The organism is Rubellimicrobium mesophilum DSM 19309, assembly GCF_000600335.2.
GTDB lineage: Bacteria > Pseudomonadota > Alphaproteobacteria > Rhodobacterales > Rhodobacteraceae > Rubellimicrobium > Rubellimicrobium mesophilum.
The window spans coordinates 15,558-28,592 of record NZ_KK088568.1; the positions used below are offsets into that span (position 1 = coordinate 15,558).

Sequence of the window (13,035 nt, forward strand, 5' to 3'; positions counted from 1 at the left end):
TCACGAGCGCTGGAACATGGCGAGCATCCGGCGCGTGACCAGGAAGCCCCCCACGATGTTGATGGAGGCGATCAGGATCGAGATCGCCGACAGGATCACGATGAGCCAGTGGCCCGAGCCGACCTGCAGGAGCGCCCCCAGGATGATGATGCCCGAGATGGCGTTGGTGACGGCCATGAGCGGCGTGTGGAGCGAGTGCGACACGCTCCAGATCACCTGGAAGCCGACGAAGCAGGCCAGCGCGAAGACGATGAAGTGCGACATGAAGGTCGCGGGGGCATAGAGGCCGATGAGGCCGAGGACCACCGTGCCGACTGCGAGCATGATGACCTGGCGGCGCGTCTCGCCCTGGAAGGCGACGATCTCCTGCTGGCGCCGTTCGGCGGGCGTGAGCTCGGGCGCCTTCACGACCTTGCGGGGCGCGGCGGCGATGGCGGCGATCTTGGGCGGCGGCGGTGGCCAGGTGACGGCGCCGGCGTTCGCCACGGTGGCGCCGCGGATGACGTCGTCCTCCATGTTCTGGACGATCTGCCCGTCCTTGCCGGGCGTCAGGTCCGTCAGCATATGGCGGATATTCGTGGAGTAGAGCGTCGAGGCCTGCGCGGCCATGCGCGAGGGGAAGTCGGTGTAGCCGACGATGGTGACGCCGTTCTCGGTCACGAACTTCTCGTCGGGGACCGTGACCTCGCAGTTGCCGCCACGCTCGGCGGCGAGGTCGACGATGACGCTGCCCGGCTTCATCATGCGGACCATGTCGGCGGTCCAGAGGACCGGCGCCGGTCGGCCCGGGATCAGCGCCGTGGTGATGACGATGTCCATGTTCGGGGCGAGCTCGCGGAACTTGGCGAGCTGCTTCTCGCGGAACTCCGGCGAGGAGGGGGCGGCGTAGCCCCCCGTGGCGGCGCCGTCCTGGGTGGGCTCGAACTCGAGGAACACGAAGCTCGCGCCCATGGACTCGATCTGCTCGGCGACCTCGGGGCGCACGTCGAAGGCGTGGACCACGGCGCCGAGGGAGGTCGCGGTGCCGATGGCGGCGAGGCCCGCGACGCCCGCGCCGATCACCAGCACTTGCGCCGGGGGCACCTTGCCCGCCGCCGTCACCTGCCCGGTGAAGAAGCGGCCGAAGTTGGCGCCGGCCTCGATCACCGCGCGGTAGCCGGCGATGTTGGCCATGGAGGAGAGCGCGTCCATCTTCTGCGCGCGGCTGATGCGCGGGACCATGTCCATCGCGATCACCGTGGCGCCGGTGGCGCGGGCGGCCTCCAGGAGCTCGGGGTTCTGGCCGGGGTAGAAGAAGGCGATGAGGGTCTGCCCCTCGCGCAGCAGCGCGATCTCCTCGGGCTCGGGCGGGCGGACCTTGACCACGACGTCCGAGGCCTGGACCAGCGACGCGGGGTCGGGATGGACCGTCACCCCGGCCTCGCGGTAGGCGTCGTCCGAGAAGCCCGCGTGCTCGCCCGCGCCGGCTTCGACGTGGCATTCGTGGCCGAGCTTGCGGATGTCCTGCGCCGAGGCCGGCGTCATCGCCACCCGGTTCTCGCCCGGATGCCTCTCCCGTAGCGCGCCAACCCTCATGGGTCCCCTCCCCCTCGTTGTGCCGCGAGTGCATAGCGCGGGGGACGGCCCGTCACAAGGCGGTGAGGGTCTAGAGCCAGCGGCGCGTGGCCTGCGCGTAGCGGGTCCAGGCGGCGGGGAAGCGGCGCGCGAGGGCCTCCTCCTCGGGGTCGATGAAGCGCCTCTCGATCAGGGCCATGAAGAGCGGGAGGAGAGGCAGGGCGAGCGGCTGGTCGAGGCGGAGGGTCCAGCCGAGGAGGATCAGGGCCATGCCGAGATAGATCGGGTTGCGCGAGCGGCCGAAGGCGCCGTTGGTGACGAAGGCCGAGGCCTCGCGCCGGGGCAGGACGGCGGTGCGCGCCTGCCGCATCTGCGCCACCGCCACGAGGATCAGGAGTAGCCCGCCGCCGATGAGGAGCCCCGCGACGAGGTCGGCCCAGGCGCCGCCGAAGGTAAGGCCGAGCGGGTCCCATCGCGCGACCGTCCAGGCGGCGAGGCCGAAGGCGAGGAGCCAGACCGGAGGGACATCGACGTGGTGCATGGCGCGTTTCTCGCAAGGACGCGCGGCGCTGTCCATGGCCGGGCGCTTGGGCTAGAGGACGGGCCGGGAGGATACGCCATGACCGACTTCGCCGCCACCAAGGGCCTCTTCGACCTGCCGCCGGGGCTCGTGTATCTCGACGGGAACTCGCTCGGGCCGCTGCCGAAGGCGGCGCCGGCGCGGATGGAGCGGGCGATGCGCGAGGAATGGGGCGGGATGCTCATCGCCGGCTGGAACAGGGCCGGATGGATGCAGCAGCCGCGCGCGCTGGGGGACCGGATCGGGCGGCTGATCGGGGCGGAGCCGGGGCACACGGTCGTGGGCGACACGCTGTCGATCAAGGTGTTCCAGGCGCTCGCGTCCTGCGTCGCGCTGCGGCCCGAGCAGAGGGTGATCCTGTCGGACACCGGGAACTTCCCGAGCGACCTCTACATGGCCGAGGGGCTGGTGCGGATGCTCGGGGGACGGCACGAGCTGCGGCTGGTGGAGCCGGAGGCGGTGGAGGCGGCGATCACCGAGGAGGTGGCGGTGACGCTCATCACCGAGGTGGACTATCGGACGGGGCGGCGGCACGACATGGCGCGGCTGACGGCGAAGGCGCATCAGGTGGGCGCGCTCGCGGTCTGGGACCTCGCGCATTCGGCGGGGGCGCTGCCGGTGGACGTGTCGGGCGGGGCTGCGGACTTCGCGGTGGGCTGCACCTACAAGTACCTGAACGGCGGGCCGGGGGCGCCGGCCTTCATCTATGTGGCCCCCCGCCACGCGCACGAGGCGCCGCCGGCGCTGTCGGGCTGGCTGGGCCACCGCGCGCCCTTCGACTTCGAGTTGAGCTACGCGGCCGGCGAGGGGATCGACCGGATGCGGGTGGGGACTCCGCCCGTGCTCGCCATGGCGGCGCTGGAGGCGGCGCTGGACGTGTGGGACGGCGTGGACATGGGCGACCTGCGGCGTCGGTCGCTGGAGCTGACCGACCGATTCATCGCGGGCGTGGAGGCGGCCTGCCCGGCGCTGGAGCTGGTGACGCCGCGCGAGCACGAGCGGCGGGGGAGCCAGGTGAGCTTCCGGCACCCGGAGGGCTATGCGGCGATGCAGGCACTGATCGCGCGGCGCGTGGTGGGCGACTTCCGCGCGCCCGACATCATGCGCTTCGGCTTCACGCCGCTCTACATCGGCGAGGCCGAGGTGGACCGGGCGGTGGAGATCATCGCGGAGGTCATGGACGGGCGGCTCTATGACGACGCGAGCTACCGGACGCGGGCGGCGGTGACGTGAGGGGCCAAGGTCCAGGGTAGCGCAGCGGTGGGCGGAGGGCGCACCCCCCCTACCCCGCCGGGCGGCGACCCAGGGACAAGAATCACCATGGCACAGGAAGGTTAAGAAACCGTCAACGGCCGAGGGAAAACGTAGGGTGGGTGGTTCTCGGCGGAACGCCGGGGTTCACCCGCCGCTCATGCGTGGATGGTGGGTGAACCCGCGCGCCAACGCGCGGAACCACCCACCCTGCATGGGCCAGGGGCGCGGGATTGAGCCCGCCCCGTCGGGTCACATGAGCCAGTTGCGATAGTCGCTGACCAGCAGGCGGAACGGCGGCTCGTCCTCCTCGATGTCGGCGAAGCGGCCGATGGGGAGGCGGAAGACGTTGTCGGTCTCGTCGTCGTTGACCGTCGATACCTCGCCGATCAGGACCGTCCCGCCCTCGCCCCAGAAGGCGTGCCAGTCGCCGGGGAGGAGCGTGATGCTCTCGCCCGGGGCGAGGTGGATGCGCTCTCCGGGCCCGTAGGGGCGCGGGATGCCGTCGGTGTGGACGGTGCCGCCGTGGGTCTCGCTGAACCGGCCCTCCTCGTCCGAGCCGAAGAGCTCGATCACCAGCGTCGCGCCGCCGCGGTTGATGATGTCCTCGGCCTTGATGACGTGGGTGTGGTGCGGCGAAAGCTGGTTCTCGTTCGAGATCAGCAGCTTCTCGGCGTAGCACATCCCCCGCCCCTTCTGCAGGTCGGCGAGGCGGCCGTTCCGCAGCGTGAAGAGGAACAGGCCCATGTTGTCGTAGTCGCCCTTGCCGTAGTCGGTGATGTCCCAGCCGCAGCGGGCGTCGATGATCGCCTTCGCCTCGTCCTTGCGGGCCACGAACTCCTCGGGCGTCCAGTTGGCGAAGGGCGGCAGGACGAAGCCGTGGGAGCGGATGAAGGCCTCGGATTCGCGGATGATCTCGTTGATGCGGCTGCGCTTCATGGTGGCCCCTCCCTGGCTGGCGCCCATGGGGTTGCAGAAGTCGCGGAGGCTTGCAAGCCGAAGCCGCGCGGGAGAGGCTGCCGGGACACCGAGGGAGATGGACATGGCCCTGCCCGACCTGCCCGCCGAGGGTGGCTGCCGCTGCGGAACGATCCGCTTCCGGGTCACCAGGACGCCGCTGATGACCTTGGCCTGCCACTGCCGGGGCTGCCAGCGCATGACCGGAAGCGCCTTCTCGCTGTCCGCCATGATCCCAGACGGCGGCTTCGAGGTCCTTCAGGGCGAGACCGTCCCCGGCGGGGCCGACAAGGCCTATGGCCACCGCTTCTGCCCGGACTGCCTGAGCTGGGTCTGGACCAAGCACCCGATGATGGAGGGGTTCCTGAACCTCCGCTCGACGATGCTGGACGACCCGTCCTGGGTCCGGCCCTATGCGGAGACCTGCCGGTCCGAGGGGCTGGCCTTCGCGGAGACGGGCGCCGCGCGCAGCTTTCCGGGCTTTCCGGACATGGAGGAATTTCCGGCGCTGCTGGCCGGCTATGCCGAATGGGCGCGGGGCTGAGGGCGATGGGCCGCACCGATCGGGCCGACCACCGCGCCGCCGCCCCGCCCGGGGCGGTCTGGGCGGCGCTGACCGACCCTGCGCGGGTGGCGCGGTGGCTGCCGCCCGAGGAGATGACGGCCCGGGTCCATGACTGGGAGGCCCGGCCGGGCGGACGGCTCCGCGTCACCCTTGCCTATGGGGATGCGGCCGCGAACCCGGGCAAGACCGGCCAGGGGACGGACGAGGTCGAGGGTCGCTTCCTCGACGCCGAGGCGCCCTCGCGCCTTGCCTGGACGACGCGGTTCGATTCGGACGATCCGGCCTTCGCGGGGGAGATGACGATGGTCTGGAGCCTCTCCCCCGAGGGGTCGGGCACCCGGATCGCCGTCGAGGCGCGGGGGGTGCCCGAGGGGATCGCGCCCGAGGACCATGCCCGGGGCCTCTCCGAGTCGCTTCGCCAACTGGCGGAGGAGGCGGTCAGGCGCGCTTGAGCGCGGGGCGGCCCTTGGCGTCGGCGAAGGCGTGGACGGCCTCGCCGAAGGCCTGGAAGAGCGGACGCGAGACCGGGTCGCTGGCGGCGTTCCATTCCGGGTGCCACTGGACCGACAGGGTGAAGCCCGGCGCGCCGCGCACGTAGATCGCCTCGGGCGTGCCGTCGGGCGCGGTGCCGTCGATGACGATGCGCGGGCCAGCGACCTTGATGCCCTGGCCGTGGAGCGTGTTGGTCATGACCTCGGTGGCGCCGAGGAGCTTGTGGAAGGGGCCGCCGTCCGTGAACGCGACCTTGTGGCGGAGGGCGAACTTCTCCTCCAGGGTCCCGTCCGGGGGCATCCGGTGGTTGTCGCGGCCGGGGAGGTCGCGGATCTCCGGGTAGAGGGTGCCGCCCAGGGCCACGTTGACCTCCTGGAAGCCCCGGCAGACGCCGAAGAAGGGCTGGCCCCTTTCCACGCAGGCGCGGATCAGGGGAAGCGTGGTCGCGTCGCGCGAGCGGTCGAAGGAGCCGTGGGCGGGGGTCTCGGGCTCGCCGTATTCCTCCGGGTGGACGTTGGGGCGGCCTCCGGTCAGGAGGAAGCCGTCGCAGGTCTCCAGAAGCTCGTCGACCGAGACGAGGGAGGGGTCGGCGGGGATGATGAGCGGCAGGCAGTCCGAGACATGGGCCACCGCGCAGGAGTTCATCGTCCCCCCGGCATGGGCTGGATACTGGTCGTTTATGAGGTGGCTGTTGGAGATGATGCCGACGACGGGGCGGGCCATGGCGCTATCCTGCTCTCTTGGGACCCATAATTAGGCGAATCGGTCCCCCATGGGAAGGTTGCAGGCGCGCAGACCGGATGTGCGCGACAGGACGGGCGCCGTCCCTACCCCTGCGCCGCGGCCGCCGCCTTCCGCTCGATCCGCCGCCGGTGCAGGACCGGCTCGGTGTAGCCGGAGGGCTGGATGCGGCCCTTGAAGATCAGGTCGCAGGCGGCCTGGAAGGCCCAGCCGTCGAAGTCGGGCGCCATCGGCTGGTAGAGGGGGTCGCCGGCGTTCTGCCGATCCACCACCAGGGCCATGCGGCGCATCGCGGCCATCACCTGCGGCTCGTCCACGATGCCGTGATGGAGCCAGTTGGCCAGCGCCTGCGAGGAGATGCGCAGCGTCGCCCGGTCCTCCATCAGCGCCACGTCGTGGATGTCGGGGACCTTGGAGCAGCCGATGCCCTGGTCGATCCAGCGGACGACGTAGCCGAGGATGCTCTGGCAGTTGTTGTCGAGCTCGGTCGCGACCTGGGCGTCGGACAGGTTGCGGCCGCCGAGAACCGGGATCGTCAGGAGCTCGCGCAGGGTGCCGCGCGGGCCTGCCGCGGCGATCTCCTCCTGACGGGCGGCCACGTCGACGAGGTGGTAGTGCGTCGCGTGGAGCGTGGCGGCGGTGGGCGAAGGGACCCAGGCGCAGCTCGCGCCCGCCTTGGGATGGGCGATCTTGTCGCGCAGCATCGCGGCCATGAGGTCGGGCATGGCCCACATCCCCTTGCCGATCTGCGCGTGGCCGCGCAGCCCGCAGGCGAGGCCGATGTCGACGTTGCGCTCCTCGTAGGACCTGATCCAGGGCTGCGACTTCATCTCCCCCTTGGGGACCATGGGGCCGGCTTCCATGGAGGTGTGGATCTCGTCGCCGGTGCGGTCGAGGAAGCCGGTGTTGATGAAGGCCACCCGCTCGCGCGCGGCGCGTATGCATTCCTTGAGGTTGGCGGAGGTGCGCCGCTCCTCGTCCATGATGCCGAGCTTCACGGTGAGGCGCGGGAGGCCCAGTACCTCCTCGACCCGGTCGAAGATCTCGCAGGCGAAGGCGACCTCCTCGGGGCCGTGCATCTTGGGCTTCACGACGTAGACGGAGCCGGTGACGGTGTTCCGGGGTCCGCCCGGCGCCCGCAGGTCGTGGAGCGCGCAGAGGGTCGTGACCATGGCGTCCATCAGGCCCTCGAAGGCCTCCTGCCCGTCGCGGTCGAGGATCGCGGGGTTGGTCATCAGGTGGCCGACGTTGCGGACGAGGAGGAGCGAGCGGCCCTTGACGCCGATCGCCCGGCCGTCGGCGCCCACGTAGTCGCGGTCGGGGTTGAGGCGGCGGGTCATCAGGCGCCCGCCCTTCTCGAAGCTGTCCTCGAGGTCGCCGCGCATGAGGCCGAGCCAGTTGCCGTAGGCCAGGACCTTGTCCTCGGCGTCCACGCAGGCGACCGAGTCCTCGCAGTCGATGATGGTGGAGAGCGCGGCCTCGATCCGCACGTCCGAGATGCCGGCGGGATCGGCGGCGCCGATGGGGGTGGCGCGGTCCAGGATGACCTCGATCAGGAGGCCGTTGGCGCGCAGGAGCACGGAGGATGGGCTGTCGGGGTCGCCCGCGTGGCCGACGAACTGCCGCGGGTCGGCCAGCCCGGCGTCAGGGGCGAGGGAGAGCCCCTCGCCGCCGCCCGAGCCGGCCCAGGCGGCGAGCTCCTCGCCTTGGACGGCGAGGCCGCGCAGGTTGGCCCAGGAGGTCCCGGCGAGGGGCACGGCGCGGTCGAGATGCGCCTTGGCCCAGGCGACGACGCGGGCGCCACGCTCCGGGTCATAGGGGCCGGGACGGGGAAGGTCGCCCAAGGCGTCGGTCCCGTAGAGCGCGTCGTAGAGCGAGCCCCAGCGGGCGTTGGCGGCGTTAAGCGCGAAGCGCGCGTTCGTCACCGGCACGACGAGCTGCGGCCCGGCGACCTGGGCGATCTCCGGGTCGGTGGGCGGCGTCTCGACGGCGAAGTCCGGCCCCTCGGGGACGAGGTAGCCGATCTCGCGCAGGAAGGTCTCGTAATCCTCCGCGTCGTGGGGGCGCCGGCCTGCGCGATGTGCCAGTCGTCGATCTGGGACTGGAGCTGCTCGCGCCGGGCCAGCAGCGCGCGGTTGCGGGGGCCCAGCTCGTGGATCAGGGACGAGAGCCCGTCCCAGAAATCCTGGGGAGAGACCTCGGTGCCTGGCAGCGCGCGCTCCTCGACAAACCGCGCGAGCCCCTCAGCCACGCGCAGCCCGGATCGTTCGACACGCTGCTCCATCCCTGCCCCTCTCTGTCCCGCCTTGGCGACAGGGGTAGAACAAGGGACGGACCCAAGGCAACCTCCCCCGAATTGTTAGGCGATCACCTCAGTTTTCGCTTGACCGAATCGGCGTGTGGGTTTTACTTAGTCGTATGCCTAACAATCCGGAGCTCGACGCCCTCTTCCAGTCCCTTGCCGATCCGACGCGGCGCGCGATCCTCGCCCGCCTCGCCCATGGGCCGGCCAGCGTGACCGACCTCGCCGCGCCGTTCGACATGGCGCTGCCGTCCTTCCTCCAGCACCTGCGGAAGCTCGAGGACGGCGGGCTGATCGAGACGACCAAGCAGGGCCGCGTGCGGACCTGCACCCTGAAGGTGGGCGCCCTGACGCCCGCCCGGACCTGGATGGAGGAGCAGCGGCTCCTCTGGGAGGGCCGGCACGACCGGCTCGAAGACTATCTCCGAACGCTTACGAAAGGACCCGACCATGGCTGACCTGCACCTGCACCGCATCCTCAAGGCCCCGCGCTCGGCCGTCTGGGACTGCTGGACCAACCCCGAGCACATCCCCCAGTGGTTCGCGCCCAAGCCCGTGGTGACGCGCGTCCTCGCCTTCGATCCGCGCCCCGGCGGCGCCTTCGACATCGTCATGAGCATGAACGGCGAGGAGTTCCCCCACCAGCCCGGCTGCTTCCTGGAGGTGGTCCCGCAGGAGCGGCTCACCTGGACGAGCGCGCTGGGCCCCGACTTCCGCCCGGTGGACGCCACCGGCGCGCCCTTCCTGTTCACGGCGACGCTGACCTTCGCCGACCACCCGGAGGGCACCGATTATCGCGTCGTGGCTCGCCACAAGGACGAGGCCTCGGCGCAGGCGCACGAGGAGATGGGGTTCTCGCAAGGCTGGGGCACCGTGGCCGAGCAGCTCGGCGCCTATGCCGCCACGCTGGGCCGTTGAGGGAGGATCCGCGATGGACGATCGCACGTTGACCCTGACGCGGCATCTCCGCGCCAGCCCGGCCCAGGTCTATGCGGCCTGGACGGATCCCGAGGTCCTCCCCCGCTGGTTTGGGCCCGAGGGCTTTGCTTGCCGGACCCATGCCATCGACATCCACGTGGGCGGCGAATGGCGCTTCGACATGACGGGGCACGGGATGACCTTCCCCAACCGGCATCGCTGGACCGAGCTGACGCCCCACTCCCGCATCGTCTTCCTGATGGACGGCCTGGAGGGGGAGGTCGACGCCAAGGAGGTCGTGGTCACGCTCGCGCCCGAGGGCGAGGGCACGCGCCTGACGCAGGTGATGACCTTCGCGACGCCCGAGTCGCTGAAGGTGGCCGAAAGCTATGGCGCCCCCGAGAGAGGGCAGGAGACGCTGGCCAAGCTCGCCGCCTTGGTGGAGCGGCAGACGGCCTCGGCGGGCTGATCCCGCGCGACGGAAAAGGGGCGGCCCCGCGGACCGCCCCCCAACCTGTTCCGAAGGACGGGATCACTGGTCCTGCGTCGGGGTCTCCTCGACCGGGTCCGTCGGCGTCGCCGCGGCGCTGCCCCCGGTGCCGGGGTTGATGTCGTCGGGCTGGCCGATCTCCGGGGCCTGCACGGTCTGGGAGGGAACGGTCACGGCGCCCGGGTCGGCCGCCTGGTCGGTCGCGGCGGCGCCGGATTCCTCGTCGGCCGTGTCGTTCGCGGAGACGGCGTCGCTGGCGCCGGTGGACTCGGTCTCGCCCGTGGTGACCTCGTTTTGGGTCGCGGCGCCCTCGGGCGTGCCGCCCCGGTTGAACGCCCAGAAGCCGAGGATCGCCAGCAGCACCAGCGCGAAGAGCACGACGGCGAACATGCCGCGCAGCGGTCCTCGATGCTGCCGGGTCTGCTTGTCGAGGTTGGTGTTGGGTGCCGACATGCTCGAGTCCTCCGTCGCGGCCGCCTTGCGGCCCGGTTTCAAGGCTCCTAACGTCCAAGGCTCGGATTTGTTCATCGCAGCGGACAGGGAGATCGGAGCATGGCGGACGGCACGGCGGCGGATCCCCGAACGGTCTACCTCAAGGACTATGCGCCCTTTCCCTGGGTCGTGGATGGCGTCGATCTGACCTTCGCGCTGGCGCCGGGGGGACCCGCGTGACCTCGCGCATCCGGTTCCGCCCGAACCCGGAGGCGAGGCCCGGTCCCTTCTTCCTCCACGGCGAGGACCTGCGGCTGGTCGAGGCGCGGATCGACGGCCGGCCCGTCCAGCCCAAGGTCACGGCCGAGGGACTCACCTGCGATGTGCCCGAGGGCGAGTTCACCTGGGAGGCGGTGGTCGAGAACGATCCCGAGGCGAACACCCGGCTCGAAGGTCTCTACCTCTCCAGGGGGATGTACTGCACCCAGTGCGAGGCCGAGGGGTTCCGGCGGATCACCTACTATCCCGACCGTCCCGACGTGATGGCGGTCTTCGACGTGCGGATCGAGAGCGACCTGCCGGTGCTGCTGTCGAACGGCAACCCCGGGACGAGCGGCCCCGGCTTCGCGGAGTGGCACGACCCCTGGCCGAAGCCCGCCTACCTCTTCGCGCTGGTCGCGGGGGAGCTGGTCGCGCATCGGGACAGGTTCACCACCATGTCGGGGCGGCACGTGGACCTCGCCGTCTGGGTGCGGCCCGGGGACGAGGGGAAATGCGCTTGGGCGATGGAGTCGCTCAAGGCCTCGATGAAGTGGGACGAGGACACCTATGGGCGCGAATACGACCTCGACGTGTTCAACATCGTCGCGGTGGACGACTTCAACATGGGGGCGATGGAGAACAAGGGGCTGAACATCTTCAACTCCTCGGCCGTCCTCGCCTCCCCGGAGACCGCGACCGACGCCGACTACGAGCGGATCGAGGCCATCGTCGCGCACGAGTACTTCCACAACTGGACCGGCAACCGGATCACCTGCCGCGACTGGTTCCAGCTCTCGCTCAAGGAGGGGCTGACGGTGTTCCGCGACGCCCAGTTCTCGGGCGACCTGCGCGGGCACGGGGTCAAGCGCATCCAGGACGCGGTGGACCTGCGCGCCCGCCAGTTCCGCGAGGACAACGGGCCGCTGGCGCATCCGGTGCGGCCCGAGAGCTTCGTGGAGATCAACAACTTCTATACGGCCACGGTCTACGAGAAGGGCGCCGAGGTCATCGGGATGCTCAAGCGCCTCGTGGGGGACGAGGGGTATCGGAAGGCGCTCGACCTCTACTTCGAGCGGCACGACGGGGACGCCGCGACGGTCGAGGACTGGCTCAGGGTCTTCGAGGACGCGACGGGGCGGGACCTGTCGCAGTTCAAGCTCTGGTATTCGCAGTCCGGCACGCCCCGCGTGAAGGTCGAGGAGGCCTGGGAGGATGGGCGCTACCGGCTGGACCTGTCGCAGGTGCTGCCGCCGACGCCGGGCCAGCCGGAGAAGAAGCCGATGGTGATCCCGGTCGCGGTGGGGCTCCTCAACCCCAACGGGGACGAGGTGCAGCCGACGACCGTGCTGGAGCTCACCGAGGGCCGGCAGAGCTTCACCTTCGAGGGGCTGGCTTCGCGGCCGGTGCCGTCGATCGTGCGCGGCTTCTCGGCCCCGGTGATCCTGGAGCGCGAGGCGCCCGAGGAGGAAGCCGCGTTCCTGCTGGCGCACGACACGGACGACTTCAACCGCTGGGAGGCGGGGCAGGCCCTCGCCCGCCGTGCGATCCGGGCGCGGCTCGACGGGCGGGACATCGACGCGGGCTGGGCGCCTTCGCTCCTCGCGGCGCTACGGGACGACGGGCTCGACCCGGCCTATCGGGCGATGCTGCTGGCGCTCCCCTCGCAGGAGGAGACGGCGCAGGCGCTCTGGGACGAGGGGCGGCGCGTGGACCCGCTCGCGATCTGGACGGCCCATGAGGAGATCCGCGACCACCTCGCCCGGGGGCTGGGGGACATCCTGCCCGCGCTCCACGACCAGGGGCAGGTCCAGGGCCCCTACTCGCCCGATCCGGCCTCGGTGGGCCGCCGCGCGCTCGGCAACGCCGCGCTGCGCCTGCTGACCCGCACGGACGGTGGCGTTCGCGCCCGGGCGCAGTTCGCCGGCGCGGACGACATGACCCAGAGCGTCGCCGCCCTAAGCGCCCTGCTCGCGGTGGGGCTGGGCGAGGCCGAGCTGCAGCAATTCCATGACCGCTGGAAGGGCGAGCGGCGGGTGCTCGACAAGTGGTTCGGACTCCAGGTCTCGCTCGCGCGGCCCGAGGCCGCCGTCGCCACGGCCGAGCGGCTGACCACGCATCCGCTCTTCGACTGGAAGAACCCCAACCGCTTCCGCTCGGTCCTGGGAGCGCTCGCCATGAACCCGGCGGGGTTCCACGATCCGTCCGGCGCGGGCTACCGCTTCCTCGCGGACTGGCTCATCCGCCTCGACGCCGCGAACCCGCTGATGGCGGCGCGGATGTCCGGCGCCTTCGAGACCTGGCGGCGGCTCGAGGAGGGCCGGCAGAGCAAGGCGCGGGCCGAGCTGGAGCGCATCCGTGGCACCCCCGGCCTGTCCCGGGACCTCTCCGAGATGGTGGGGCGGCTGCTCGGATAAGCGGCGGCTTGCAACCCCTTGCCGCCTATTCGGGCGAGGGGTTGCCGAAGTCACACTCTCGCAATACCTCTGGCGTCA

General features: G+C 71.1%; 11 protein-coding genes and 2 pseudogenes. 7 read left to right on the forward strand and 6 right to left on the reverse strand.

Going from position 1 to position 13,035, the window contains the following annotated elements:
* Positions 1 to 1,575 carry a Re/Si-specific NAD(P)(+) transhydrogenase subunit alpha gene (locus tag RUMESO_RS09955; RefSeq protein ID WP_037279989.1) on the reverse strand — a complete coding sequence of 525 codons (1,575 nt, stop codon included), beginning with the start codon at positions 1,573 to 1,575 and terminating at the stop codon, positions 1 to 3.
* 70 nt (positions 1,576 to 1,645) lie between these two features.
* Positions 1,646 to 2,095, reverse strand: coding sequence for a methyltransferase family protein (locus RUMESO_RS09960; protein ID WP_037279990.1), 450 nt, complete (start codon positions 2,093 to 2,095; stop codon positions 1,646 to 1,648).
* Between the two features lie 78 nt (positions 2,096 to 2,173).
* On the opposite strand from RUMESO_RS09960, the gene kynU reads away from it, so the two are divergent.
* Complete coding sequence (kynU, locus tag RUMESO_RS09965) at positions 2,174 to 3,367, forward strand: kynureninase (protein ID WP_037279991.1); 1,194 nt, start codon at positions 2,174 to 2,176, stop codon at positions 3,365 to 3,367.
* A gap of 270 nt (positions 3,368 to 3,637) precedes the next feature.
* Here kynU and RUMESO_RS09970 read toward each other — a convergent pair whose 3' ends face one another.
* Positions 3,638 to 4,324 carry a D-lyxose/D-mannose family sugar isomerase gene (locus RUMESO_RS09970; RefSeq protein ID WP_037279992.1) on the reverse strand — a complete coding sequence of 229 codons (687 nt, stop codon included), beginning with the start codon at positions 4,322 to 4,324 and terminating at the stop codon, positions 3,638 to 3,640.
* A 103-nt stretch (positions 4,325 to 4,427) separates the two neighbouring features.
* Here RUMESO_RS09970 and RUMESO_RS09975 point away from each other — a divergent pair, with 103 nt between their 5' ends.
* Positions 4,428 to 4,886: a GFA family protein gene (locus RUMESO_RS09975; RefSeq protein WP_037279993.1), complete on the forward strand. Its 459-nt coding sequence runs from the start codon at positions 4,428 to 4,430 to the stop codon at positions 4,884 to 4,886.
* Positions 4,887 to 4,891: 5 nt separating this feature from the next.
* Complete coding sequence (locus tag RUMESO_RS09980; RefSeq protein ID WP_037280018.1) at positions 4,892 to 5,359, forward strand: SRPBCC domain-containing protein; 468 nt, start codon at positions 4,892 to 4,894, stop codon at positions 5,357 to 5,359.
* On the opposite strand, the gene RUMESO_RS09985 is transcribed toward RUMESO_RS09980, so the two are convergent.
* Both RUMESO_RS09985 and RUMESO_RS09990 read right to left on the reverse strand, forming a co-directional pair.
* On the reverse strand, positions 5,346 to 6,122 hold the full coding sequence (locus RUMESO_RS09985; RefSeq protein WP_037279994.1) for a gamma-glutamyl-gamma-aminobutyrate hydrolase family protein: 777 nt from the start codon (positions 6,120 to 6,122) through the stop codon (positions 5,346 to 5,348). The two genes, RUMESO_RS09980 and RUMESO_RS09985, sit on opposite strands and share 14 nt — an antisense overlap.
* A 104-nt stretch (positions 6,123 to 6,226) precedes the next feature.
* Positions 6,227 to 8,424 (reverse strand): annotated as a pseudogene (locus RUMESO_RS09990) (malate synthase G).
* Between the two features lie 134 nt (positions 8,425 to 8,558).
* Here RUMESO_RS09990 and RUMESO_RS09995 point away from each other — a divergent pair.
* From RUMESO_RS09995 to RUMESO_RS10005, 3 genes are read left to right on the forward strand one after another with little or no spacing between them, the layout of a single operon-like run.
* Positions 8,559 to 8,900, forward strand: coding sequence for an ArsR/SmtB family transcription factor (locus RUMESO_RS09995; protein WP_037279995.1), 342 nt, complete (start codon positions 8,559 to 8,561; stop codon positions 8,898 to 8,900).
* Complete coding sequence (locus RUMESO_RS10000; RefSeq protein WP_037279996.1) at positions 8,893 to 9,360, forward strand: SRPBCC family protein; 468 nt, start codon at positions 8,893 to 8,895, stop codon at positions 9,358 to 9,360. The genes RUMESO_RS09995 and RUMESO_RS10000 overlap by 8 nt, the downstream gene beginning before the upstream one ends.
* 13 nt (positions 9,361 to 9,373) lie before the next feature.
* Positions 9,374 to 9,829, forward strand: coding sequence for an SRPBCC domain-containing protein (locus RUMESO_RS10005; protein WP_037279997.1), 456 nt, complete (start codon positions 9,374 to 9,376; stop codon positions 9,827 to 9,829).
* Between the two features lie 63 nt (positions 9,830 to 9,892).
* Here the strand turns inward: RUMESO_RS10005 and RUMESO_RS10010 are convergent, their stop codons facing one another.
* Positions 9,893 to 10,303, reverse strand: coding sequence for a hypothetical protein (locus RUMESO_RS10010; protein ID WP_051521198.1), 411 nt, complete (start codon positions 10,301 to 10,303; stop codon positions 9,893 to 9,895).
* Between the two features lie 99 nt (positions 10,304 to 10,402).
* Here RUMESO_RS10010 and pepN point away from each other — a divergent pair.
* Positions 10,403 to 12,957 (forward strand): annotated as a pseudogene (gene pepN / locus RUMESO_RS10015) (aminopeptidase N).
* Positions 12,958 to 13,035: the final 78 nt, after the last annotated feature.